Source organism: Parabacteroides merdae ATCC 43184 (genome assembly GCF_025151215.1).
Taxonomy (GTDB): Bacteria; Bacteroidota; Bacteroidia; order Bacteroidales; family Tannerellaceae; genus Parabacteroides; species Parabacteroides merdae.
This window is the reverse complement of sequence record NZ_CP102286.1, coordinates 3,034,643-3,061,156: the sequence shown is the minus strand read 5'-3', so window position 1 is coordinate 3,061,156 and position 26,514 is coordinate 3,034,643. Positions and strand designations below refer to the sequence as shown.

Here is a 26,514-nt window from a genome sequence, read left to right as displayed (position 1 = left end):
TGCACTATGGCAACAATCAAAACCAAATTCAGGTCCTCGTCCGTGGAAGGCAGGGAGGGAACGCTCTATTTCCAGATCATCCACGGAAGGGTGGCGCGCCAGATAAACACCGGCTACAGGCTGTTCCCTTCGGAATGGGACGGACGCATGTCGGAAATCATACTGCCGGTATCCGGTGATGCCAGAAGAAGCCTTCTGCTTGCGTTAAAGGAGCGGATGGAAAAAGACATCCGCCGTCTGGAAAGTATCATTGCCGGACTGGAACGTTCCGGCGGTACCTATCCCGCCGGCAGGGTTGTCGAACTTTTTCACAACCCGCCCCCTGAGGACAGCCATAATTTCATGGCCTTCGGAAAGAGGCTCGTGGAGGAACTGGAGCGTGTCGGCAAGAAGCGCACCGCCGAGAGGTACACCACCGTACTGAACAGCTTCACGCGCTTTCGGGGCAGGGACGGCGACATCCCGCTGGAGGATATCGGCTCCACCCTCATGCTGGAATACGAGGCATGGCTGAAGGACAAGGGGATATGTCCGAACAGCACCTCCTATTATATGCGGAACCTGCGTGCCGTCTACAACCGTGCGGTGGACAAGGAACTGACGATACAGCGCAGCCCTTTCAAACATGTCTACACCGGGATAGACAAGACCGTAAAACGTGCTGTTCCGTTGAAAGTGATCCGCATGATACGCGATCTGGACCTTCGCATTTCCCCGGGCATGGAATACGCCAGGGACATGTTCATGCTGAGCTTTTATACCCGTGGCATGTCGTTCGTTGACATTGCCTACCTGAAAAAAGCTGATCTGAAGAGCGGTGTGCTAACCTACCGCAGGCAGAAAACCGGACGGCGTCTGTCCATTAAATGGGAGAAACCCATGCAGGAGATACTGGACAGGTATGGCCACAATGACAGCCCCTACCTTTTTCCGGTCATCAAAGATACGGCTAAGGATGCCGTGCGGCAGTACAGGAGCACAGCGCATTTCATCAACGGGAAACTCAAAGAACTTGGGAAACGGCTCGGGCTCGGCATGCCGCTCACGATGTATGTAGCGCGCCATGCCTGGGCGAGTATTGCCAGAAGCAAAAATGTCCCGCTGGCAACCATCAGCGAGGCGATGGGACATGATTCGGAGAACACGACCAAAATCTACCTCGCCTCACTGGACACCTCACAGGTAGACAAAGCAAATGACATCATACTTAAATCTTTATAACGGGAACAAATGCGACACGCAGAATACTGAATAAAAGGCTATACCGATCCTGCTTCTCTTTTTAAGAGAAATACCGGAAAGGGATAGTTCTGATAATCAGATGCTATATATGGAACCTGACAAGGATTTGTTTGACAATTAAACCGGAATTTGAAACATTTTCTTTCGAAGAAAACTGTTTTTTATCATACAGGTGGATATTTTCCTATATTTTACCTATCTTTGCAATGTCTAATATTTCTCTTAAAAAGAAAAGTACCGGAAAAGATCTATGAATACAGTGGCAGAATACTGTTGGAAATGTTCTTATTGACAATTTAAAACCAGATGCGTTTGAAAGGTTTTTGAAAGCATTTTGTAATATAATAAAAATTGTTGAGCATACGGCTCATTTTCTTGGCAAGAGAAATATTACAATGTGCAAAGTTATGTAAAATATTGAAGAAACGATAGAAAACAGGTGATAAAATATAACCAAAACATTCATACAGAGTGTATTTGCTTAACATATATTGGATAAACGCCACAATGCCACTTCGCTTTTCTGCTTGTCTATCAATTAATTACATAAAATATGGTCCTCTAATATTTCTCTTGCCAAGAGAAGTAGTGACGGAAGCCCCGGAAATGAGGTCTGTACACTTTGTCAAAAGTATGGAACTAACAATGGATATTATGGGAAAAGGGAACGTAATCCATTGTAATACATGCCAATATGTAGGTTGGCATGAACTAGGTTTATATCCACACCTATAAAATGTTTCGGAATATGAGTACGAGTCTTTTTACAGCGGAGGAAAAAAGGCAGGTCCGATGGTTCGTCATGCGCGCCTACAAGAATGAGAAAATGGCAGAGGACAGGCTGAAAGACAAGGAATATGGTTTGGAATATTTTATCCCGAAACATTATGCCGTAAGAACTTATCATGGAGTGAAGTCAAAAAAGTTGGTGCCGGTTATACCGAGTCTGCTTTTCGTCCACGCCAGCCATTCGCAGATCACTGAATTCAAGAAACGATACAATTTCTTGCAATTCGCCATGTGGGAAAAGAGCACGGGGGTGGAATATATTACCGTACCGGATGACCAGATGGACAGCTTCATCAAGATAGCTTCTCATTATGAGGAGGACACTGTTTATTATAGGCCCGAAGAAATAGACTTGAAAAGAGGAATGCGTGTATGTATCCACGGTGGCAAGTTCGATAACGTGAAGGGCATGTTTGTGCGGGTGCAGGGCAAGAGAAACCGTAGGGTGGTTGTCCTATTGGAGGGTGTCATGGCCGTTTCCGCTGAGGTGCACCCCGATCTGATTGAAGTTCTTTCCTAAAACCGCTGGCTTTTACGGGACTTCGCAAAAATCACGATAAAAATTAATTGAAATTACAAATTAGAAATAATATAAACTGTACAGATATAAATATGAAGAATCGATTTTTGATTTATCTCTTTGCGATAGTGTTGTTTACATCCTGTCACACTTCGAAGGAGATTCTTTACTTTCAAGACATTGCTGTGAATCAGCCTGAAGCGATTGTGGGTGCAAGAGACATCACCGTGCAGCCCAAGGACCAAATTTCCATCATGGTATCCAGTAAAGACCCGCAGTTGGCAGCGTTGTTCAACCTGACACGTGTCCAGTATCGGGCAGGAACTGCCGATTTACGTAGTAGCAACAATAATGGTGAAATATCCGGTTACACGCTCGATGACAAGGGAAACATAGACTTTCCGGTCATTGGTACGCTTCATATTGCCGGTATGACCAAAAGCCAGATTGCCGCCCTTATCAAGAAACGGCTGATGGAAGAGGACTTGGTGAAAGATCCGGTAGTGACCGTAGAGTTCATGAATCTCTATTTCTCCGTGTTAGGTGAGGTAAAAACCCCCGGCAAGTACAACATAACCAAAGACCAGATCACTTTGCTTGAAGCCATCAGCATGGCGGGCGACTTGACCATTACCGGTAAACGTGATGCTATCTTTGTCATCCGCGAGGAAAACGGTGAGCGTGTCACCCACTGGGTAGATCTTCGTAGTAAGGACATTTTTAAATCTCCGGTCTACTATTTGAAGCAAAACGATGTGATTTATGTGCAGCCCAATAAGATGCGTGCCGGTCAGAGCACCATCAACGAGAATAACGTGAAGTCCGTATCGCTATGGATCAGCGTCGCTTCATTCCTCACTTCGTTGGGTGTGCTAATATTCAAGTAACCTTCAGAAAAGGAATCACTTTATATTTTTATAATATGACAGAAAAGAAAACAACCGCCAGCAAGCCTGCTGACGACTTCATACGCATACAAGACCTGTGGGGGATTTTCATGCCCCGGTGGCACTGGTTTGCCCTCTCCCTGTTCGTAACCCTGGCGACAGCCGCCTTGTACCTGCTGGGCACCCCGAACATTTACACCCGTACCGCTGCCATTTTGGTGAAAGATGATTCCAAGGGAGGAACATCCACCAATGTGGTCAGTGAATTTTCTGACTTGGGTATCTTCAAGTCGAATACCAATATCAACAATGAGTTGCTCACCCTGAAATCGCCCACGCTGATGACCGAGGTGGTACAGCGGTTGGGATTAAACGAGACCTATACTGTCCGCAAAGGACTGAAAGATGTGGAATTATACAAAAGTTCGCCTTTAGCAGTCACCTATCGCCACTTGGATGAAACTCCTGTCGGTTTTACAATAGATATTTCATCCAAAGAAACGTTTGTCATATCCGACATGGAAGTAAACGGGAAAGCGTTTGGGGAAGATTTCTCCGGAAAGATGGGCGATTCCATCCGTACTGAAATAGGCACACTTGTCATCAATTTCACAAAATATTGGAACGATTCATTCGTGGGCACTTCCATACGTTATAGAAAAGGTAATGTGTGTGCCGTCACCGATTATTATACAGCCGCTTTGCATGCGGAATTGGGAAACGAGGATGCCACCATTATCAATCTGAGTATCAACGATGCCTCCATTCAGAAGGCTGAAGACATTCTGAACACCCTGATTGAAATGTACAACGAGAAATGGATTCAGGACAAGAACCAGATCGCCGTCAGTACTTCGCAGTTCATCGGTGACCGTCTGAGCGTGATCGAAAACGAGCTGGGCAATGTAGATGAGAACATCGCCGGTTACAAGAGTGAGCACCTGCTGCCGGATGTGCAGGCGGCATCCAGCCTCTACCTGTCCCAGTCCGCCGAGAACAAGAAGGAGTTGCTGGCACTCAACAGCCAGCTTTCCACCGCACAGTATATCCGGAAAGAGTTGAACAACAAGAAACTCAGCCAGCTGTTACCCACCAACTCCGGTATCGCTAATGTCAATATCGAGAGCCAGATCGGTGAATATAACACGATCGTGCTCGAACGTAACCGCCTGATCGCCAACAGTAGCGAGAAGAACCCTCTGGCAAAAGACATGGCTAACTCACTGCAAAGCATGCAGCGTACCATCATTCAGTCGGTGGACAACCTGATTGTTTCGCTCAATACCCAAATACGCAACATCCGCCAACAGGAAGCCACGACCACCAGCCAACTGGCTTCCAACCCGAACCAGGCGAAATATCTGCTTTCTGTGGAACGCCAGCAGAAGGTGAAGGAGGAACTGTATCTTTATCTGCTCCAGAAACGTGAGGAGAACGAGCTTTCACAGGCTTTCACCGCCTACAATACACGTGTGATTACCGCTCCGAGAGGCAGCATGCTTCCCACAGCCCCCCGAAAGATGAATATCCTTTTGGTGGCATTCGCCATCGGTCTGCTTGTTCCGGCGGTGATTATTTTCATGAAGGAAAACATGAATACCAAGGTGCGCGGGCGAAAGGATCTGGAAAACCTAAGCATTCCGTTCATCGGTGAGATCCCCCAATATCTCAGTGCTAAGAAGAAATTGGGATTCGATAAACACACACAGTCTGTCATGAAAGCCATCGTGGTGAAGGAAGGCAACCGTAACATTATCAATGAAGCGTTCCGCGTGTTACGTTCCAATATTGACTTTATGGCAGGCAAGGACAGCGGTCAGAACGTGTTCATGCTTACCTCGTTTAATCCTGGCAGCGGCAAGTCGTTCCTTGCCATGAACATTGCCATGAGCTTTGCCATCAAGAAAAAGAGAATATTGGTGATAGACGGTGACCTGCGTCACGGCTCCACCTCCTCCTACGTGGATTCCCCGAAGACTGGTTTAAGTGATTATCTGGGCAACCGTGTCAGTGACTGGAAGGAGATTATCGTGAAGGATGAAAAATACGACAACCTGCATATCATTCCTATCGGTACTGTTCCCCCAAACCCGACGGAACTGTTGGAGGACGGCAAACTGGCCACTTTGATAGAGGTGCTTCGCAGCGAGTATGACTATATCTTTATTGACTGTCCGCCTATCGATATCGTGGCCGATGCGCAGATCATCGAGAAACTGGCTGACCGCACCGTCTTTGTAGTCCGCAGCGGTTTATTGGACCGTAGCATGCTGCCCGAACTAGAAAATATTTACCAGGAGAAACGTTTCAAGAACCTCAGCGTGATACTGAACGGTACAGAAAGTGCCGGAGGCCGCTATGGCTATAGATATGGCTATCGCAACGGCTACTCTTCCTATTATGGAAATAAAGGAAAAATGGGGGGGGTAAATGGATGGTCATCAAGTGATTGATTTTGCATGTTATCGTTCTCGTAAGAACTTTTAATTTTAACTCAACTATCATGTGGCCCTTTCGTAAGACAATAACCTTCGCCCGGAGCGGTATCCTGAAAGGAATGACCGACTGTCACAGCCATCTCCTTCCGGGAGTGGATGACGGAGTGGGAACATTGGATGAATCACTCCGAATTCTAGATATGATGGAAAAGCATGGAGTCAGAAAGGTATGGCTCACGCCGCACATCATGGAGGACATCCCTAATGAAACTGTGACCTTGCAGGAAAAGTTCCAAGAATTGAAACGGAGTTATAACGGCACACTGGAACTTGCCTTGGCTGCGGAATACATGATGGACAATCTCTTTGAGGAACGGCTGGAAAAAGATGACCTGCTGCCCCTAGAGGAGGGGAAACGTTACCTGTTGGTGGAAACCTCCTATTTCAATCCACCAATGGAACTGCTCTCTGTCCTGCAACGCATCCAAAAGAAAGGTTATTACCCGTTGCTTGCACATTCGGAACGGTATGAATATATGCAGAAGAGGGATTATCAGGCCTTGAAGGAAGAGCATGTCTCCTTCCAACTCAATTTGCCCTCGTTGGCCGGAATGTACGGAAAACATGTACAGGAAAAGGCCGAAGCCCTGCTGAAAGCCGGAATGTACGACCGTACCGGTTGTGACATCCATGCCATAGGCTGTTACAAGACATTGGTCGCTTCGGCAGTAAAATCGGAAGTCATTGGAACCTTACAGAAACAAAGTGATCAATGATTGCAAATTTTGCATTGACGAGCCTTGTAATCCGAAAGGATGACCGCTGGAACAGGAACGTACTGCGCATCTTGAAACAAGGTGAACAATATCAGTTCAATGGCTATGGTGATGAGTGCAGGTCGCTTGAAAGGAATTTCTTTGCTGCGGGGGTGACAATAAGTGCCATTGTCGGCAAGAATGGAAGTGGCGGAAGAAATTATCTGGAAACGTAAGGCATGGGATAAGAGCTATATGAAGATGATGGAAAATCAATACGATGGGATGACCATAACTCCTTCCCTTCAGAAACGTATCATTTTTGGTTTTCTGGAGAATGAAACGGACATTCATCTACGTCCGTTGACTAAATTGCAACAAGACTTGTACAATCAACAGGATTTGGTATAATCTTTAATCTTAGAATAAAAGACACTGATATTTTTATATCCAATGTTGTTATGCATGGTTTCACTACGGCTCATGCCATAACAGCTATGGCTTTGGTCCAGACAGTGGTCGGATACGAAGCTGCATTAACAACATTGACGATAATCACGATTGTTCCTCTATCAAAGATTCTGTTGTCCTTCGTGTGAGGAATGGAACTTCTTCGTCATGCCCCCACAAGTATGTCTTAGGTGAAATAGAATAGATGCGATCAGGAAACCTCTTGATTATTAGTCAAATGTATAGTGCTTTGTGCTTACGATAAATTATAAACAATATACTTTTATGAATGTTCATCTTATAAGGGAAAACGAAAATCAAAATGATGGTTCTTATATCCACTTGTATCGGAATAAACAGATCGGTGCATGGTGTGCATACGGTTATTCCGCATACGGTTTACGTCTTTTTGATAAACAACAAGGCTACATGAATTTTCGTAGTTACTCAGACTGTCTTCAGATGCCGTGTACGGTTACATCCGGAGAATCCCTTGTTTCATTGTTGCAAGGTTCTGTTGAGGTAGGTTCACAAACTGAGACCTATATAAAGTTAAAAATGGCAGATACAATAAATTTTAATGCTTATCAGAAGTGGTTGCATAAGCTGAAAAAGGATGACCCGAATGATGATGCAATAATTGTCACCACACATGTCAGCCAATATGTGCCACGGGACAGTTTCATTCCCGATGGAATGTCCGCATTTGCGCGCAATGTAAAGCGTATCGGTGATTTTATCCTGTCATTGATTGCATTGATCATTTTTTCTCCGCTATTCCTGTTTTGCTACATTGCCATTCGCAGGGAAGATGGAGGAAGTGTCATCTTCAAGCAAGAACGTATCGGCAGATTCGGGCGCCCGTTCTACATATACAAATTCCGCTCCATGCGTCTGGATGCCGAGAAGTTCGGACCGCAGCTTAGTCATACCGGGGGTGAAAATGATTCCCGATTGACTAAGACCGGTCGTTTCATCCGGGCGCACCATTTGGATGAATTACCCCAACTCTACAATGTTCTGCGTGGCGATATGGCATTCATCGGTCCACGTCCGGAGCGTAAGTTTTATATCGACCAGATACTTGAACACGACAAGCGATATACTTATCTTTACCAAATCCGTCCGGGCGTAACATCATATGCCACACTATATAACGGCTATACGGATACGATGGAGAAGATGCTCCGACGTTTGGAATATGACCTTTATTATTTAGGACATCGCTCATGGTGGTTCGACTTTAAAATTCTGTTGAACACATTCTGTTCAATTGTACTCGGAAAGAAATTTTAAAAGATTAATAACTTATATAACAGATTGATAATGAAAGCTTGTTTTATGGGCTTGGGGTATATCGGATTGCCCACAGCCATTATCGCCGCCAAGCACGGCATTCAGATTACAGGAGTTGATATTAACCCCCAGGTAGTGGATATGACGAATGCAGGACATCTGCATATCATTGAGCCGGGTATGGAGGAGATGTTGCAGGAGGTGGTGAATGCCGGCTCGTTGAAAGCTTCCATAAAGCCGGAGGTGAGCGATGCTTATTTTATGGTAGTTCCCACCCCGTTCAAAGGAAATCATGAACCGGACGTTAGTTATGTGGAAGCCGCTACACGTGCCGTATTGCCATTATTAAAGGAAGGCGACCTTTATGTCATCGAGTCCACTTCACCCGTAGGCACCACCGAAGCGATGGCCCGCCTCATTTTCAGCGAACGTCCTGAATTGGAAGATAGGATTTATGTGGCTTATTGTCCCGAACGTGTATTGCCGGGCAATGTGATTTACGAACTGATACATAACGACCGGGTCATAGGCGGTTTAAATCCTGAATCTACCGATAAGGCCATTGGATTTTATTCTCAATTCGTGCAGGGAACACTTCATAGAACCAACTGTCGTACTGCTGAAATGTGCAAACTGACGGAGAATTCCAGTCGGGATGTACAAATAGCCTTTGCGAATGAACTTTCCTTGATTTGTGACAAGGCCGGTATCAATGTGTGGGAACTTATCAATCTTGCCAACAAACATCCGCGGGTTAGCATCTTGCAGCCTGGTTGTGGCGTGGGAGGTCATTGTATAGCTATTGACCCTTATTTTATCACTGCTGATTTTCCAGCAGAGAGTAAATTGATTGCCGATGCCCGTGAAATTAACAACTACAAAAGTTTTTGGTGCGCAGAAAAAGTGAAAAATGCCATGCTGGAATTTGAACTGAAACATCATCGGAAACCGTGCGTTGCCATGATGGGGTTGGCTTTCAAACCGAATATCGACGATTTGCGCGAGAGTCCTGCAAAATATATTACCACGAAAGTGATGCAGAGTTGCAATAATGCCAATATCCTGGTTGTGGAACCCAATGTAAAGGAGCACCATGTGTTCAAGTTAACAGATTACAAAGAAGCCTACGACAAGGCGGACATCGTGGTATTCCTTACAGCACACACTCCGTTCAAAGAATTAGAATGGCGAGAGGATAAGGTGATATTGGACTTTTGTGGAATATTTAAAAAATAGTGAATATATGAATATTTTAGAACTGACAGGTATGAAATCGACTAAATACGGCGGAGTAGAATCCTACTTCGCTGAATTGGTCAAGATATGCCGTGTTGATAAATTTATTTTTGTATACGAGTCGATGCCAATCAGTGAAAACTATGTAAATGACATCAATAAGTGTGGGGGGGTAATACTTTGTAAACAAAGCATTTCCACATTTCAATATTTCAAATTTGTGATAGGTGTCATCAAACGTGAGAAAATAGACATTGTTCATTTTCATTTTGGAAGTTATCTTATTGCACCATTCTTGCGAATTCTGTTTCCCCGGATTCGGATTATTTCAACCCGTCATAGTGAAATCTTTGTTTCCAACAAACTTAAAAAATTATATCTGAAGTTCTGTTTTTTTCCTTTTGAAAGATTCCTTTGTGTCAGTTGTGGCGTAAAGAAAGAAATGATTGAAGGCGTAGGTTTTTCTTCAAAGAGTGAAGTCCTATACTTGGGAGTCCGGAAAAAAAAGATTGTCAACCCAAATCTGAAAAAAACATTGGACATACCAAAGGGGGTAGTCGTGTTGACTACAATCGGATTCAATATTCGTATCAAGGGATTCGATATACTTGTCAAAAGTATTCAGAGTCTGATGGACTCCAACAGACTTAAAAACGATATAATAGTGCTTGTCATCGGAATTAGCGAAAATTCTGAAGACAGTAATAGCTTGAGGCAATTGATTGCCGAGGCCGGATTGAATAGAAAGATTATGTCTTTGGGAATACGAAATGACATTAATGATATTTTGAATATTTCTGATATTTACTTGCAGCCTTCCCGTACAGAAGGACTTTCTCTTAGTATTATGGAGGCCCTAAACTATTCGTTGCCTGTTATTGGTACACGAGTTGGGGGCATTCCTGAAATCGTACATGAGGGAGAAAACGGATATCTTTTTGAAAAAGAGAATGTTGAAGAGCTTGCTGACAGGATTGAGATACTTGTCAATAATCGTGAAGTCCGAGAAATGATGGGTAGAAAATCAAAAGTAATATCCAGTCGGTTCACGCTTGCAGACGGTGTGGAAAAGTTAGCTTCTATATACCATCAGACCAATTGATTTGCCCCTGACACTCTATTGTCATTCAGGTTGCAATTGAGATTAAAAAATGTAGGATAGTTATAAATGCAGTCATCAAACAAACGCATAGCACGCAACACGTTAATGCTTTATATACGGACATTCGTAATGATGCCCGTATCTCTATATACTTCCAGGATTATATTGGAAGTGTTGGGAGAGAACGATTTTGGAGTATACAATGTTGTTGGCGGCTTTATCGCACTTCTGTCTTTTATTAATTCCGCAATGACAAAAGCCACCCAACGTTTTCTGAACGTGGAATTGGGAAAAGGCAATCATGACAGAGTCTCGAGGGTTTATTCCATGAGTCTTCTGATACATTTTGCAATAGCGGTATTTATCGGCTTCGTATTGGAAACTGTGGGGCTCTATTTCTTTGAAACAAAATTGAATATTCCTCCGGAAACACAAGATGCAGCACGGGTTGTGTACCATATTTCTGTAGTGACCGCTTGTCTTCATTTTATCAGGATTCCTGATGAGTCGAGCATTATTGCATATGAGAGGATGTCTTTTTTCGCTTATGTCAGCATCATTGAGGTAATGGCAAAATTGGGAACAGTATTTCTCCTTTTCTGGGCTGAAGACAATCGTCTGGTGTTGTACGCCGTTGCCCTTATGACCGTTGGGATATTGTTGAATATCATTTATGCCATTTATTGCAAGCGTAATTTCATGACTTGCAGATTCCGGTTCTATTTTGACAGAAAGCTGCTGAAAGAAATGCTTTTCTTTTCTTCATGGAGCCTTTTCGGCGGTATAGCCCATGTCGCATCCATACAAGGCATATCAATACTTTTGAATATTTTTTTCACGGTTGCTGTCAATGCGGCAATGGGGGTAGCCTCGCAAGTGTTCAGTGCTGTCAATACTTTGGTTACAAACTTTCAGAAAGCGGTGCAGCCACAGATTGTCCAGTCCTATTTTTCAGGGGATAAATCCAGATTTCTGGAACTTGTTTTCCGCTCGTCAAAATTCTCGTATTTCCTGCTCTTTTTCGTCGCTTATCCGTTGATTTTGATTTGTCGGCCTGTCGTCGAGTTATGGCTTGTCTGTGTCCCTCAATATACAGTACAGTTCATTCAGCTTTATCTCATCTTCCTGCTTATTGATGCATTATCCGGAAGTCTTTGGGTGTCATCTGAAACAATAGGCAATATAGCCAAGTATCAGTTTACCGTTTCTTCGATGATAATTATGAATATTCCGATTATATATATATTGTTCAAGTTCGGTTGCAGTCCCGTCTATGCGGTGATTGTCAGAATTGCCATCAATTTCATTACTCACTGTTACAGAATATTCTATCTCAAACACAAAGTGAATTTCCCGGTTAGGAGGTATGTCGTGGAAGTGATGTTTAGGTGTCTTTGGGTGTCGGTCTGCATCATTCCGGTCCCATTCTTTTTGCATAAATTTCTAACCTCAAGCTGGGGTAGCCATATACTTGTCGTATTGACCAGTCTTATCATTTCCGGACTTGTTATCTATAAATTCGGACTTGATGCTAAAGAAAGAGGGTTCGTAATCAGTACGGTAACAAATAAATTCATGTTCTTAAAAAAACAATAAAATGTAGGGAATAAAGGTGGTGGCAACAGTATACAATACACTCCGTTGCGGTTTGTATCCTTTTAAACAGCAGCTTGTTACGGGGCTTTTGGAATTCCTTAATTTGGTCAAATTACAATGTTTGTTACCGGCGGTTCGTTTCATGCGCTCGTTTTTTCATATGCCGTTCTTTGCTGTCAATAGAGATAAGGACAACTGCATGATTACTTTTCTCGATAATATCGGTTTGCAGAAACGTACTATCAGTGAAACAGATAAAGAGGAAAAATACAAAGAAGTTCTTTGGGCAGATTATAGTGCTGCGGATGTATTTCTTGCAGAAGAAAGGAAGAGGAACTTAAACTTTTGAAATAATGGAAAGGGACATTCGTATAGACATACTTAAAGGCATCGGCATAATCCTTGTCGTTTGGGGACATGCCACCGCAATCCTTATAAAGGAAATTTGTATTTTCCATATGCCTTTGTTTTTCTTTTTGGCCGGTATGTTTTATCATCCCAAACAAGGATTTATTCAATCAAGAGCAAAACGGTTGCTTATTCCCTTTGGGGAATATTCTCTGATATTCGCTGTATTTTATTTTAGCATGGGGTTGCAGGGAATACCGCTTGATAAACTGAGCATCCATCATATCGCCGCATTTGATGGTCCGTTGTGGTTCTTGGTCGCTCTTTTTTATATATGTGTCATATATTATTTTTGGGACAAAACCGTTAAGGAAAAAACGTTATTCTTATCGTTTCTTTTGTAATTGGGCTGGCTGTCGCATATTCCAAGATCAATTTGCCGTTTTATATCGGGCAGGGGCTGTTCTCTTTGCCATTCTATGCTGTCGGCAAATGGATGAACGACAAAGGGCTGACACAAGCAGAGGGGGCAATTAAAAAAGCAACCGTTATTGCTATAGCCGGATATATCATAGCGTTCTGCCGTTTGGCACATTATCAATTTGATATTTCGCAACTGAAATTTTCCAGTTTCCCGTTTATATTCTATGCCGGAGCTTTCTGTGCCATATATCTTTTGTTGAATTTCAAGCCTTTCAACAAGATAACAACTACAAACAGAATATTGGCATCTTTGGGAGCTAATTCACTCACGATAATGGCTATACACGCTCCTTTTCTGTGGTTGTTCAGGGATTTTATCAGAACAAACAGTAGCTTTTATAACACAAAACTGGGGGGGGGTAATTTCAAACTTAATCACTTTTGTTATCTTCATAACATTGAGTTATTTAATTGCCCTTGGAATAGAACAATTAAAAAAACTGACAGCTAAAAATCATGGATAATCCGAAAGTATCAATCATTGTACCGATTTATAGAGTAGAGGAATATATTGAGCGGTGCGCTGAATCGTTGTTCGCCCAAACGTTTGATGACATTGAATACATCTTTGTGGATGATTGTTCTCCAGACAAGTCGGTGGAGATCTTGCAGAGAACTCTGGAAAAATATCCGCATCGAAAGAGGCTGACACGAATTGAGAGGTTGTCGTCGAACAGCGGGCAGGCCGCTGTTCGACGACAAGGGATTCAATTGGCCTCTGGTGATTACACGGTTCATTGCGATAGCGATGACTGGATGGATGTGCATGCCATAAAGGAACTATATACTTTTGCCCTATCCGGCCATTACGATATGGTCTTTTATGATTTCTATCGTAGTGATGGTGTTTCTACATATGCTTCCGCCCCGCGCAAGGTTTCTACCAATAATAAAGACTTCCTGATGTCATCATTGCTTTGCGGGCGGTTGATGGGGAGCTTGTGCGGCGCTTTGATCAAACGTAGTCTTTACGATGGGATAACATTTCCAAGGCAAAATATGAACGAGGATCTGGCGACGATAATCCAATTGGTTTGGAATAGCCGGAATGTAGGATACTTGATGAAACCATTTTATTACTATTTTTTTAATCCTGCGTCAATTACAAGTTATGGCAGTGCTGAGATCCAGATTAATAAACTCAATCAGCGTAAGGAGAATCTTGATCTGATTTTCACCTTTCTTCGCTCCAAAGGTATTTATGAAAAGTATACAGACGAGATAAATGCGCTGAAAGTTGGTTCAAGAATGTATCTTGATAGATATATGCTGATGCCGCGAATCCGTCGGATTTGGCACAATACATATCCGGAAATCAACAGTATTACAGTCATTCGTCACAGCAAGATGCGTACTCTCAGTAAAATCGAGTATTTCGGTTCTTTGCTTGGTGTATATCCCATATTCAAATACCTTAAAAATATATGGAAAGACTTAAGGAAATAGATATTATCAGGACGTTCGTAATCATTCTGCTCGTGCTCTATCATGCTCTTGCGCCCTATTGCGGTGGTTGGGATATGCCTTCCTACGCCCAACCCAATGAAGGATTTTATTGGGGAGGAAAACTGGCATACAGTGGGATGCTGGAAACTTTTGTCCTGATTTCCGGGTATGTATTTGCCTTTTCGCTCCAAAAGAAAGTCATTTCTTTCCGATTATTACTAGCCGGTAAGCTGAAACGGCTGTTTGTACCGTGTATGTGTTGGGGCATTATCATGACATTGATATTCTTTGGTCCGTCAAAACTTCTTAATCTGGAACATTTTTGGAAAATTATTGGGGGATACGGACATCTTTGGTTTCTTCCGATGCTCTTTTGGTGCTTTTTAATGGAATATGGCATACAGCACTGTCTCAAGGGACGTAACTTGATGTTAGTACTCATGATTATTGCTATTCTGCCTTGGCCGGGAATTCCGTTCCGTTTTAATCAATCGCTTTATTATCTGCTTTTTTTCCATCTTGGTGGAATTTTCTTTAGAAATCGTGAGCGGCTGAGAACTGTCAATTGGTCAACAATATGCATTTTATCGGCTGTTTATATGGGGTTATTCATTGCGGTAACATTGGTTTTGGGAATGGACGGGATGCGTCCGGAACTGGCATCGGACTTGAAAGTAAAAGTTTTAATCCTGTTTGTCCACCATACTCTTAAAATGGTAAGCTATGGATTAGTCACAATTATCTATGTCGCTGTATTTATAAAACTGGAAGACAGATGCAATGGAAAACTATACACTGTATGCCGAAGTATCGCAATGAATTCGATGGGAATATATGTGATGCAAGAAATAGTTCTGAGACTTATCTATTATAGAATGGGGGGGGGTATTTTTGTATACCAAAGAGTTAACTCCGTTGGTCGCCTTCGTGGGCACTTTCATCGTCTGCTATGTATCAAGTGTGATTATAGCCGGATGCAAATACACCAAATTTCTGTGTTAGTATGAATGTGTCCTATTTTATTTACCTAATAAATTACAACGATGAAATATCATTACGAGGCAGTTCCGGTACTGTTCAATATACTTCTGTTTTTTCTTATGCTGTATCCGTTTCCGAATGTGTATAGATATGGCTGTGAATTTAGAAAACGATATACAGACATCTTGGATTATGCAGTATACGGTGTCCTGCTGATACTGTTTTGCACTTTCGGCTATGCGGACAACGATTTCTATCACTACGAGGGGCTTTTCAAACGTATCTGTTCAACCGGATTAAACGTGCATCTTGAACCCGTTTACTATTGGTTGATACGGAATGTCACTTCAAACTATCTGGTATGGCGGTTTATAGTGTGGAGCGGAACGGTGATTTTGTCGTTATGGACAATAAAACGGCTCAAACTTGATGTGAGGATAGGATTGCTGATATTTGTGCTGTTTTATATCAACATTATTTCAGTAATGCGCGGAAATTTGGGAATTGCCATACTGTTTTTTGGCTTTTCATTCATTATCAGGCCCTCTCATAATAGGTTATTGTCATTCCTATTCGGTTGTTTGTTGATTTTCTGTTCATTCTTCTTTCACAAAAGTATGTTGTTTTCGATTGCTGCACTTTCGGTAACACCTTTTTATCTGAATAGGAAAACGGTAAAAATCAGTCTTGTCATATTCCCTTTCCTGACCGTTGTGACTACTTTACTGCTGGATTATATTATTATGAACGGACTCATCGGTTTTGATATAGCAGACATGAATATAGGGAGCTCGATGACGGGATATGCGAGCGGCACAATGCGGCAGTCGAATATTTTTGGTAAACTGAACCAAATGATAACCTATATGCCGGTATACGCATCTTTGGCTCTTATGACTAAGAAGATAGTTTTTGAAGAAATTGATGTTCCACGGTATATAAAGGCATTGTTCATCTATTGGTATGCAATAACTTATATTGCCAGTCTGTTTTTCTTCCAAGAAACTTCGGTATGGCTCTTTATACGTTTCATAATGATGAGCTATTTTCCTCTTTGTATTGTTGTGGGTTATTATTATTCTAATTTCAAGATGACACGCGAGAAAAGAATCTTGATGCTTTTGGCAATCCTTCCTATCTGTTATAAACTTTTCTATGCCTTCTATAAGAGGTTGGTATGGGAAGGGTACGTCTTTTTCTGACATGTTTCGTTAGTTTACACGTATTAGGATCACAATAAAAAAATTAAAAAACAATCTGAATGAAAATCTTAGAAATAATTCCTCAACTTAGCAGTGGCGGCGGAGAGCGGTTTGTGGTTGACTTGTGCAATGAGTTGTCGAAAGAACATGATGTGACATTGATGGTTTTGCACTCACTTGACAAGGTGGATTTCTATTTGAAAGAGGTATCGAATAATGTAAGGGTGGTATCGATGAACAAACGGATGGGACTTGACATCGGTTTGTTATTTAGAGTATATAGATATATCCGTAGAGAAAAGCCTGATGTGGTGCACACGCATTTGCGTGCTATTATGTATATTGCTTTCGCAATCATGCGAAAGAATGGCGTTATGCACTGTCATACAGTGCATTCCGCTGCTGATAAAGAAGCCGGAGGCTCCTTTATCAGCAGCGGAATGCGGAAGTTCTGTTTTCATCATGGGTGGATTACACCCATTACCATTTCCGCCGAATCACTACATAGCTTCCGAAAATATTATGGAATGGATGCTCCTATGATTTTCAATGGGCGCAATGTGGATGCTGGTATGCTTGTTTCAGACGAGGTCAAGGAACAATTTAAACAGTATAGACATACAAATAAGACGCGAGTACTGATAAGTCTCGCACGTATTGACCCTGTGAAACGGCAAACTCTCTTGGCACGTGTGGTAATGCGGTTAAAACGGGAAGGATACGACCTCACTGTATTGTTTATCGGAGGTGAACGTGATGCACAGATGACCGCGGAATTGCGTTCGTACAACGATGAAGCAATACAATTACTTGGAGAACTGCACAATCCGCTTGAATACCTTAAAATGGGAGATGCTTATGCACTTTGTTCCTCGTATGAGGGGATGCCTATTTCGTTGATAGAGGCTATTGGTGTTGGCTGTATACCGGTATGCACACCTGTGGGCGGTATAGTAGATGTGGTACACAACGGTGAAAACGGTTTTCTGAGTGACGGTATCGGTGAAGAATCTTATTACAAAACGGTAAAGAGATTTCTATTCCTCACTGATGTACAGCTTAAAGACATGAAGCAAAAAGCTCTTGCCACTTATGGTCCATTCAGTATGTACGAATGTGCTCGCAACTACGTAAGACTTTTCGAGAAAGGAATAAAGAAATGAAACGGAAAAAATTACTCGTTGTAGGCTCAATTCCCGATGAGAGCAACTTATTGAATTATGGAGGTGCGACGGTGTTGATGAAAAACTATCTTGACTATCTAGCCTCTCAGTCTGAATATGAATATAGGTTTGTACAAAACAACCGGTATTCAAATCTTCGCACTCGCCAGCGTAGTATGTGGCGCAATTATTCATACTTTTTCCCGGCATTTTTGTGGAGACTGTTTGGGTGCGATATTGTAATGTTCAATTTTTCTGATCATGGTACAATTTATTATTTCCCATTATTGAGCAAAATAGCTCGTTTGGCACACAAAAAAGTCGTACTACGTAAATTCGGAGGTTCATTTGAGTTCTACATAAAGAAAATTGGTCAAACCCAATTACAACGGGCACTTGATGCTATCAGACAAACAGACTTGATATTCTTTGAAACCCAACAGGGTATTACACACCTACAACAGTTAATAGGAAAGAGTGACAATATACATTGGTTCCCTAATGTGCGTAAAGCTTCAACAATACGAAAGAACCCCTCAGACTTTCATGGCAGATGTGTTTTCATGTCGCATATCAACAAAGAAAAAGGGATAGAAGATCTTATAGCGGTATCCAAACTGTTACCTTCGAATTATACCCTTGATATATATGGTGAGATAAAAGAGGATAAATATCGCAATATCAACTTCAACGAAAGCGGAATAACATACCATGGGGTTGTCTCTTCCGAACAGGTTTTAAAAACTTTAGTAGAATATGATTTACTGCTATTACCTTCTTATCGCGAGGGCTACCCGGGCATTATCATCGAAGCTATGTCTGTAGGCATTCCTTGCGTATCAACCTATGCAGGTGGAATACCTGAAATCGTAGAAGACGGTTACAATGGTCGTTTAGTAATTCCCGGTGATGTAGATGCGATAAAACAAGCTATCTTATCGATTAACGCAACAAACTATTCTCAATATTCAGGGAATGCCTTGAAGAAATTTGAAGAAGAGTTTGAATCTGATAAGACGAATAAACGCATACTTGAAATTATAATGCACTAAATCAAATGGCTAATAATATTCTTATTGTCAATACAATTAAACATCTTCGGTTAAAACAAATCTATTATCAATTATATTATAGACTATTTTCTCATAAGTTGATGGAATATAATGTTCCCCGGCAATCTTCATTGCGGATGGTCTCAGTTATCGCAAAGTGGTATTGTTACAATGTACCCAAGACATTTACATTCCTAAATCTTATAGGGGATTTTAAGTCATGGAATGATGTTAGTCATGGGATGCTTTGGGCATACAATCTGAATTATATGGATTGGTTGTTGCAACCTGACATGACTTTTGAACAAGGTTCAGAATGGGTTGAACGGTTTATAACTGATTTGCCAACAAACAGGATCGGTCTTGATCCTTATCCTATCGCACTGCGAAGCATCAACTGGATCAAGTTTATCGGCAGGCATCATAAAAAAGTGGAGAGCAATCGGTTGCAACGGTGGAACGATTCCCTTTATGCGCAATGTAAATTGCTCGAACGGAAACTGGAATACCAACTGCTTGGCAACCATCTTTTAGAAGATGCTTACGCTTTGTTTATCGCTTCAATTTATTTTTCCGATAAAAAAATGTATGACAAGGCATCCTGTCTGTTGTATAAAGAGCTTGATGAACAGATTTTGCCTGATGGCTCACATTACGAGCAATCACCGATGTATCACTGCATTTTGCTCGATAGGTTATTGGATTGCTATAATGCCTCGATTAATAGAGGTCATGAGAAAATGTGTGAGCTTTTGAAACTGTATGTGGTAAGGATGTTGGGGCATTTGGAGAGCATCGTGTGGAAAGACGATACGATTCCCTTACTTAATGATTCGGCATATGGGATAGCACCGACAGTTTCCGAATTGAGAGCATACGCCAAAAGATTGAAGTTGGAATGGACCCCTTTGCCTATGAAAGAATGTGGCTATAGGAAGCTTTGTTCAACACATTTGGAGGCAGTTGTGGATGTGGGTAATATTACTGCGACCTATCAGCCGGGGCATAGTCATGCCGATACGTTTAATTATGAATTGCGAATTGATTGCAGACCGTTTGTTGTTGATACAGGTATTTCTACCTACAACAAGACTGCAAGAAGGCAGTACGAACGAAGTACGTCAGCTCATAACACCGTAACTGTCGGCAACAAGGATTCTAGCGAGGTGTGGGGAGGTTTCCGTATGGGTAAAAGAGCTAAAGTAAGAGTACTATCCGATACCGAAAATGAAATTATGGCAGAGCACGATGGTTTTAAAGGATGTATACATCAACGGAAATTCACTATTAACGATGATGTGTTTACAATAAATGATAAGATTGTCGGCAATAATATGACAGAATGTATCAGCTATATTCATTTCGCACCCGATATTGAGGTCCTTGCCATATCGTCAACTGAAATAAGAACCAACAGGGCTAATATCGCTGTATCTGGTGCAAATTCCATAGAAATTATAAATGATTTTGTATCAGTAGAATACAATCGACTAGAACCTTCTAAGACGATAAAAATAGTATTTTGCAGAAATTTAACGTATCAAATATTTCAGGCATAAAATATGAAGATTTTAATTGTGTCGTTCTACTATTCTCCCGAGCTTGGGGCTGCTCCTTCCCGTATAACCAATATGGCTGAAGGGCTGAAAAGTCAGGGAGCGGAAGTGGATGTGTTAACTTGTTTGCCGAATTACCCTCAAGGACAAATATTCGAGGGTTATAGAGGCCGTTTGTCAAAAAAAGAAAAGATTAATGGCATAAACGTGTATAGATATTGGACTTATGCAACCGTGTCCAAGAATCCTTTTAAGCGAGCGGTAAGTATGATGTCATTTGCGACCATGTTATGGTTGTTTGCTTTTAAGATAAAGAAGATCCAGGGTTACGATAGGGTGATCATCCAAAGCCCTCCACTACCAGTGGCTGGTTCGGCCATCACGCTTTTCAAAAAAATATTCGGGCGCAAGACTCTTGTGAACATATCCGATTTATGGCCACTTTCTGCTGTTGAGCTTGGAGCAATGCGTGAAGGTGGGAAGATATATGATATTTTCGCGTGGATTGAACGTTATATTTATCGCAATGCAGACGGTATTTTCGGTCAGTCTGAAGAGATAATCCGGCATGTGAATCAATTTCCTTCGACAAAAAACAAGTTTGTATACCGTAATTTGCAGCAATATGCGGTTGCTGCTCAACCCAAAAGGAAGCACACGCCCTTTCGCATTGTATATGCCGGACTATTAGGTGTGGCACAAGATATATATTCAATTATCGAGAATATTCCGTTTCAGTCTATTGGCGCTGAGTTCCACTTGTATGGTGGTGGAAATCAGACAGAAAAGATAAAAGAATATATAAATAAACATCCCGGTTGTTTCGTGTATTATCATGGATATGTAAAGAAAAAACAAATCGCCGAAGAGTTGTCAAGATACGATGCGTCAATTGTTCCACTTACCGTAGCAATCAAAGGAGCAGTGCCATCCAAAATATATGATCTCATACCTATTGGCATACCTATACTGTTTTGTGGAGGTGGAGAAGGGGCTGAGATCGTATCGAAATATTATTTTGGAATGGTTTCAAAGCCACATGATTTCAAACAATTACACAATAATATTATTGAGTTGATTAACCTTCCTGACGAAGAATACAGCACAATATCGAAGAACTGCCTGGATATGGCAAAAAATGAATTCGATTTTAACAAACAGATATATCGCTGTTACGATTTTATAAAATCAATCTGATGTAAAAATATAATTCAATGAAGAAAGTAATGTTGGTCTTCGGCACCCGTCCGGAGGCAATCAAGATGGCTCCGCTGGTGAAAGAATTCCAGAAACAGCCAGAACGGGTGGAAACTGTAGTATGTGTTACCGGACAACACCGGGAAATGCTGGACCAGGTATTGGATATATTCGATATTTGTCCAGATTATGACTTGAACATTATGAAGCAGGGACAAGACTTATATGACGTGACGTCCCGTGTATTGACAGGTATGCGTGATGTACTGAAAGAGGCAAGGCCGGATGTAGTGCTGGTGCACGGTGACACGACCACTTCTACTGCCGCTGCTCTGTCGGCCTTCTACCAACAGATTCCGGTAGCACACATAGAGGCAGGATTACGTACACATAACATCTATAGCCCATGGCCGGAGGAGATGAATCGACTTTTGACCGGACGACTGGCGACCTACCATTTCTCGCCTACGCCACTGAGTCGTAGCAATCTGATGCGGGAAGGTATTGACGATCGGAATGTCATCGTGACCGGGAATACGGTAATTGATGCGCTTTATTGGGTAGTGGATAAAATTAAGAGCGACAAGGCGTTGGATTGTGAATTGGTAGGGATACTGGCAAAAGCCGGATATGACGTGAGCCGTTTGAATGGTGGTAAGAAGCTGGTGCTGATTACGGGACATCGTCGTGAAAACTTCGGTGACGGATTCATCCATATGTGTACTGCTATCAAAGACTTGACAAAAAAATACCCGGAGGTGGACTTCGTTTATCCGATGCACTTGAATCCAAATGTGCGCAAACCGATACATGACGTATTTGGAGAGGAATTATCCGATTTTGGGAACATGTTCTTCATTGAACCTTTAGAATATCTGAGTTTTGTCTATTTAATGGAAAAATCCACTATAGTATTAACCGATAGCGGTGGCATACAAGAGGAAGCTCCAGGACTGGGTAAGCCGGTATTGGTGATGCGCGACACAACGGAACGTCCGGAAGCATTGGATGCAGGAACGGTAAAACTGGTAGGTACGGATTATAACAGAATAGTAAATGAAGTATCTGTTTTGATTGACGATAAAGTCGCCTATGAAAAAATGAGCAAGGCAGTGAACCCTTATGGAGACGGGCTTGCTTGTGGACGTATTGTGAACGCATTGCTGTACAGAATATAAAAAGATGTGAGATTAAACCTGAAAATCAGACTATTAATATTTTTTAAGGTGATGATGATTCTGCTTTATAAGCGGAAAACGAGGAAGATGCAGATTCGTCCGGTTTCTAATTTCAAACGGGTGTATAACATTCAAGGATTACTATATGTTGTCACCACTAACTTCGGAAGAGAACGGGCATGAGAGGCATTTTGACCGCAACCGTCTGCAATATGATTCTGGATTTTAGTGTGAAGAAAAGGGGAATGGTAAATGAAAAAATTCCTGCGTATGGGTGTTCCTTTTGGGAACTTTTATTGTTTGGACTTTCTCCTATTTCTGGGTAGCATATACTAGTATGAGTGAATTTATCCATATTTCCAGTGCGGATATAAATAATGCAGGGAAAATACTCAGATTGGTGAGCGTTTTTAAGAAAAAATCACCCTACCCAAATTTTGATTATAAGGGAAACTCCTCTATATAAATCAGCTGTAAAAGTAACAAGGATGCCTACTGTTGTTGTCCGTTTTGAACCTAATAAGAAAAATCCCGAGCGTGGTACAATTTATTACCGTATCTACAAAGGGCACAACCGGCGTATGGAGTTTTCTTCCCGTCTTCACTTGTCAGCTTCTTCCTGGGATGAAACAGCAAGGACAATCCGGGATGATTATCCTGAGTCCTGTCGTTTCCGTGTCCAAATTGAGGCGGATCTTCGGCTTTTGAACCGGATTATAACAGAAGATATTACCGGTCGACTGACAATGGGTAATATGATAGCCCTCTTTAAACAGCAAAGGACAATAATCAAATGAACTTTTTGACTTGTAAGTAAATAGGATGGTATCGTCTTTAACAGATTGCTATCTCCGTCTAGGCTTCCAGGTAACAGAATCCGAAGAGGGACTACGGATAGGCTTCAAGCCGGGAATGGTACATGCCATCGTGAAGGAGGTCCGAAACGAACGTCCTTTGACTCGCTCGGATGCTGAATTGTTCTACGAGAAGTTCTCTACACTAAGTAAAGGGCATCGAAATCTATATTTCAGGATCGTGGCACACGGCGGATTCCTGCCGGAAGCATTGGACTTTGAACTGCATGGGCTGACCGTTTCGGATGAAAGCTATATTGAAAGCCTCTTGTCCGGAAGACATGTGGAGCTTTATCCGCATAACGAAGCGGCTTACAGGGCGATCATGCGGGGATTCAAACAACACCGTATCGGTGCGGTCGTGCAGGCTACCGGAACAGGGAAATCCTATTTGCTGGCACGCTATATCGCAGATCATGCAAAGGAAAAGATATTGGTCTTTGCTCCGAACATCACGATTCTGGATGAGATCCGGAAAGCCGTCGGATTCTCTATTCCGCAAGTGACGTACCGGACATTCCAGTCACTGATCCGTAACCGGGAGGACAATGGGTTGTTACGGGCAGATCATATTCTTATTGATGAATTCCACCATTTCGGGGCGGAAATTTGGGGAAGTGCCTTGCAGGATGTGATAGAAAATAATCCCTGTGCCTATGTCCTGGGAACGTCGGCAACGCCGATCCGTCCGGAGGGAATGATCGATACGGTGGATCTTTATTTCGAAGGAAATTTGTTTTATGAGCTTACCTTGCCGCAGGCTTGGTATTACAATATCTTGCCGGTTCCGGTTCTGGTACAGAGTGCTTACGGGCTGGACAACGAACTGGACCGGCTGCAAAGAAAGTTGGAACGCAGCGGTTGTTCAAAAGGACGAAAAGAAAAGGTACAGAAGAAACTGGATCTGGCACGTGTGGATTTCAAAGAGGCTTTAGGGGCACCGGAAGTCATCCGGAAGTTCCTGCCGACAAGCGTACGCAAGCTGCTGGTATTCTGTCGCGATCTCACCGATTTGAAGCAGATGGTGCCAGAAGTATGCGGATGGCTCACGCGAGCGGGACGTGCCATTACTCCGTTCGAGATCCATCATGCCCAAGGTGAACGGCAGAACGGCCGGATACTGGATGCTTTCCGAGAAGAATCAGACCGGCTGCACGTATTGTTTTCCGTCAACATGCTGATAGAAGGACTGCATGTGGAAGGTGTGGATGCTGTCTTATTCCTTAGACGGACAGAATCATATATCGTTACCTTGCAGCAATTGGGCCGTTGTCTAAATGCCGAGGCTGGAAAACGGCCGGTCGTCTTGGATTTTGTCAACAATCTTTCAGGAAAATCGGTTTATGATGTGATGGCTCCCCACTTGGAGCGTCTATCTCTCCTTCCGTCACCCAAAGGATTCGAAGGAAACACCTCTTTTTTGACGACGGGTTTCCTATCAGACATACGGCTGCGCATAGAAGAGATATTGGCAGAACTGGAGCCCTGGCAGATTATGTATGAGAGGCTGATTGAATTCCGTCGGGAAGAAAACGACTGGCCATCAATTACGGAAGGGAAACTCGGTTTGTGGTGCAACACCCAACGCATTGCCTATAAACGGGGAAAATTGCAGGAGGAACGCCGCCGTCAGCTAGAATTGATCGGCTTCGAATGGAACCAGCTCGACTCCAAATGGATGAAAGAATACCGTGCGTTGAAAGTCTTCTTTGATACCTGCGGACGCTGGCCCAAACGTGAAGACGGCCCGCTTGCAACTTGGTGTTATACCCAACGGGAAAGGCGGAAGAATGGACGCTTGAGCAAAGAGCGCATCCGGGCTTTGGATGAGATCGGCTTTGTTTGGAATCAAGACCTTCAAAGGGAATGGATGAAGAATTACGAGGAGTTGAAGTCTTTTGTCGGAAAATATCAGCGTTTCCCTAAATCGACGGAGGGGAATCTGGGTGGATGGTGTCATACACAACGAAAAATGCACAAACTGGGGAAATTATCCCATGATCGCTGGCTTCTGTTGGATAAAATAGGATTTGTTTGGTCAGCGGAACAAGTCTGGCAAGGCAACTTTGAGCAGTTGCGCCTGTTCCATAACCGCCAAGGGCGATGGCCAGGTTGCCGTGAAGGAGCATTGGGACGTTGGTGTACCATCCAAAGACGGGATTACCGCAAGGGAAACATGTCAGATGAGCGAATAGTACAATTGGAGCGGATCGGTTTCCCTCTGAGCTGACAGGAAACATCTTTGAAACCATTGGGTTACGAAATATATTCCCAAATGTTATTTGCAGGAAATAGTATAGTGATAACCTGTGTAAGCAGATATAGAGTCTAATTTTATGAATAAATACGCATAAAATCAGAATTCAGATATGTACATAACTGATAGGAATTCTAGACACTTTTAAAAGATGTTATTACCAAATTTCGTAGACATGGAAATGAAATTGTCACTGCATATAAATGACGATTTACAAAAGATGGTTATTACCAATGTCATGACTCTTGTCTGTCATAATAATGTAAGGAGCATTATTATGAACATCTTTTGACTTTCCTTTGAATGAAGCCAGTTTGAATATATAGGGTATGGTTACAATTTAAATAATCTTTATGCCCCACTCGGAATACTTGATTTGGGTAATTTTAAATATAATTGTCGGTTCTGCAATCACTAGTAGAAGCAATATACAGGAATTCTGAATATGCCTTTTTCGGTAACTGCAAATTGATTATACAATCCCCC

24 protein-coding genes are annotated in these 26,514 nt (G+C 42.4%); all 24 read left to right on the top strand.

Annotated features, from left to right (window positions below):
* Positions 1-6 precede the first annotated feature (6 nt).
* The 24 genes from NQ542_RS12780 to NQ542_RS12665 all read left to right on the top strand — a co-directional run bounded on the left by NQ542_RS12780 (position 7) and on the right by NQ542_RS12665 (position 26,001).
* Positions 7-1,221: a tyrosine-type recombinase/integrase gene (locus NQ542_RS12780; RefSeq protein WP_005634576.1), complete on the top strand. Its 1,215-nt coding sequence runs from the start codon at positions 7-9 to the stop codon at positions 1,219-1,221.
* A gap of 769 nt (positions 1,222-1,990) precedes the next feature.
* Positions 1,991-2,551, top strand: coding sequence for a UpxY family transcription antiterminator (locus tag NQ542_RS12775; RefSeq protein ID WP_032596399.1), 561 nt, complete (start codon positions 1,991-1,993; stop codon positions 2,549-2,551).
* A 92-nt stretch (positions 2,552-2,643) separates the two neighbouring features.
* The gene (locus NQ542_RS12770) at positions 2,644-3,438 is read left to right on the top strand and encodes a polysaccharide biosynthesis/export family protein (protein ID WP_005634567.1); all 795 of its coding nucleotides are present in this window, start codon (positions 2,644-2,646) and stop codon (positions 3,436-3,438) included.
* Positions 3,439-3,473: 35 nt separating this feature from the next.
* A complete protein-coding gene (locus tag NQ542_RS12765) occupies positions 3,474-5,891 on the top strand; it encodes a GumC family protein (protein ID WP_005634564.1) in 2,418 nt (805 codons plus the stop codon).
* A 50-nt stretch (positions 5,892-5,941) separates the two neighbouring features.
* Positions 5,942-6,652: a tyrosine-protein phosphatase gene (locus NQ542_RS12760; RefSeq protein WP_005634560.1), complete on the top strand. Its 711-nt coding sequence runs from the start codon at positions 5,942-5,944 to the stop codon at positions 6,650-6,652.
* Complete coding sequence (locus NQ542_RS12755) at positions 6,649-6,867, top strand: hypothetical protein (RefSeq protein WP_005634557.1); 219 nt, start codon at positions 6,649-6,651, stop codon at positions 6,865-6,867. The genes NQ542_RS12760 and NQ542_RS12755 overlap by 4 nt, the downstream gene beginning before the upstream one ends.
* Before the next feature lie 25 nt (positions 6,868-6,892).
* Positions 6,893-7,042: a hypothetical protein gene (locus tag NQ542_RS12750; RefSeq protein ID WP_227187327.1), complete on the top strand. Its 150-nt coding sequence runs from the start codon at positions 6,893-6,895 to the stop codon at positions 7,040-7,042.
* A 735-nt stretch (positions 7,043-7,777) separates the two neighbouring features.
* Positions 7,778-8,377: a sugar transferase gene (locus NQ542_RS12745; RefSeq protein ID WP_085931221.1), complete on the top strand. Its 600-nt coding sequence runs from the start codon at positions 7,778-7,780 to the stop codon at positions 8,375-8,377.
* A 30-nt stretch (positions 8,378-8,407) separates the two neighbouring features.
* The gene (gene wecC, locus NQ542_RS12740) at positions 8,408-9,613 is read left to right on the top strand and encodes a UDP-N-acetyl-D-mannosamine dehydrogenase (protein WP_005634550.1); all 1,206 of its coding nucleotides are present in this window, start codon (positions 8,408-8,410) and stop codon (positions 9,611-9,613) included.
* A 7-nt stretch (positions 9,614-9,620) separates the two neighbouring features.
* The gene (locus tag NQ542_RS12735) at positions 9,621-10,715 is read left to right on the top strand and encodes a glycosyltransferase family 4 protein (RefSeq protein ID WP_227945685.1); all 1,095 of its coding nucleotides are present in this window, start codon (positions 9,621-9,623) and stop codon (positions 10,713-10,715) included.
* A gap of 66 nt (positions 10,716-10,781) precedes the next feature.
* Complete coding sequence (locus NQ542_RS12730) at positions 10,782-12,311, top strand: MATE family efflux transporter (RefSeq protein WP_032596391.1); 1,530 nt, start codon at positions 10,782-10,784, stop codon at positions 12,309-12,311.
* Positions 12,312-12,330: 19 nt separating this feature from the next.
* A complete protein-coding gene (locus NQ542_RS12725) occupies positions 12,331-12,660 on the top strand; it encodes a hypothetical protein (RefSeq protein ID WP_005649017.1) in 330 nt (109 codons plus the stop codon).
* A 4-nt stretch (positions 12,661-12,664) separates the two neighbouring features.
* The gene (locus NQ542_RS12720) at positions 12,665-13,063 is read left to right on the top strand and encodes an acyltransferase family protein (RefSeq protein WP_005634540.1); all 399 of its coding nucleotides are present in this window, start codon (positions 12,665-12,667) and stop codon (positions 13,061-13,063) included.
* A 32-nt stretch (positions 13,064-13,095) separates the two neighbouring features.
* Positions 13,096-13,593: an acyltransferase family protein gene (locus NQ542_RS12715; RefSeq protein WP_330221672.1), complete on the top strand. Its 498-nt coding sequence runs from the start codon at positions 13,096-13,098 to the stop codon at positions 13,591-13,593.
* 5 nt (positions 13,594-13,598) lie between these two features.
* Positions 13,599-14,588 carry a glycosyltransferase family 2 protein gene (locus NQ542_RS12710; RefSeq protein WP_005634538.1) on the top strand — a complete coding sequence of 330 codons (990 nt, stop codon included), beginning with the start codon at positions 13,599-13,601 and terminating at the stop codon, positions 14,586-14,588.
* Positions 14,567-15,595, top strand: a complete 1,029-nt coding sequence (locus NQ542_RS12705) for an acyltransferase family protein (RefSeq protein ID WP_005634537.1) — start codon at positions 14,567-14,569, stop codon at positions 15,593-15,595. Before NQ542_RS12710 ends, NQ542_RS12705 begins: the two co-directional genes overlap by 22 nt.
* A 36-nt stretch (positions 15,596-15,631) precedes the next feature.
* Positions 15,632-16,771: an EpsG family protein gene (locus NQ542_RS12700; protein WP_005634536.1), complete on the top strand. Its 1,140-nt coding sequence runs from the start codon at positions 15,632-15,634 to the stop codon at positions 16,769-16,771.
* A gap of 59 nt (positions 16,772-16,830) precedes the next feature.
* A complete protein-coding gene (locus NQ542_RS12695; RefSeq protein ID WP_005634535.1) occupies positions 16,831-17,934 on the top strand; it encodes a glycosyltransferase in 1,104 nt (367 codons plus the stop codon).
* A complete protein-coding gene (locus NQ542_RS12690) occupies positions 17,931-18,986 on the top strand; it encodes a glycosyltransferase family 4 protein (RefSeq protein WP_005634534.1) in 1,056 nt (351 codons plus the stop codon). The genes NQ542_RS12695 and NQ542_RS12690 overlap by 4 nt, the downstream gene beginning before the upstream one ends.
* A 5-nt stretch (positions 18,987-18,991) precedes the next feature.
* Positions 18,992-20,545 carry a heparinase II/III family protein gene (locus NQ542_RS12685; RefSeq protein ID WP_005634533.1) on the top strand — a complete coding sequence of 518 codons (1,554 nt, stop codon included), beginning with the start codon at positions 18,992-18,994 and terminating at the stop codon, positions 20,543-20,545.
* A gap of 3 nt (positions 20,546-20,548) precedes the next feature.
* Positions 20,549-21,739: a glycosyltransferase family 4 protein gene (locus tag NQ542_RS12680; RefSeq protein WP_005634531.1), complete on the top strand. Its 1,191-nt coding sequence runs from the start codon at positions 20,549-20,551 to the stop codon at positions 21,737-21,739.
* A 17-nt stretch (positions 21,740-21,756) separates the two neighbouring features.
* Positions 21,757-22,917, top strand: a complete 1,161-nt coding sequence (gene wecB, locus NQ542_RS12675) for a non-hydrolyzing UDP-N-acetylglucosamine 2-epimerase (protein ID WP_005634529.1) — start codon at positions 21,757-21,759, stop codon at positions 22,915-22,917.
* Positions 22,918-23,405: 488 nt separating this feature from the next.
* Positions 23,406-23,714: an Arm DNA-binding domain-containing protein gene (locus NQ542_RS12670; RefSeq protein ID WP_005634525.1), complete on the top strand. Its 309-nt coding sequence runs from the start codon at positions 23,406-23,408 to the stop codon at positions 23,712-23,714.
* Positions 23,715-23,739: 25 nt separating this feature from the next.
* Positions 23,740-26,001: a Helicase associated domain protein gene (locus NQ542_RS12665; RefSeq protein ID WP_005634523.1), complete on the top strand. Its 2,262-nt coding sequence runs from the start codon at positions 23,740-23,742 to the stop codon at positions 25,999-26,001.
* Positions 26,002-26,514 lie beyond the last annotated feature (513 nt).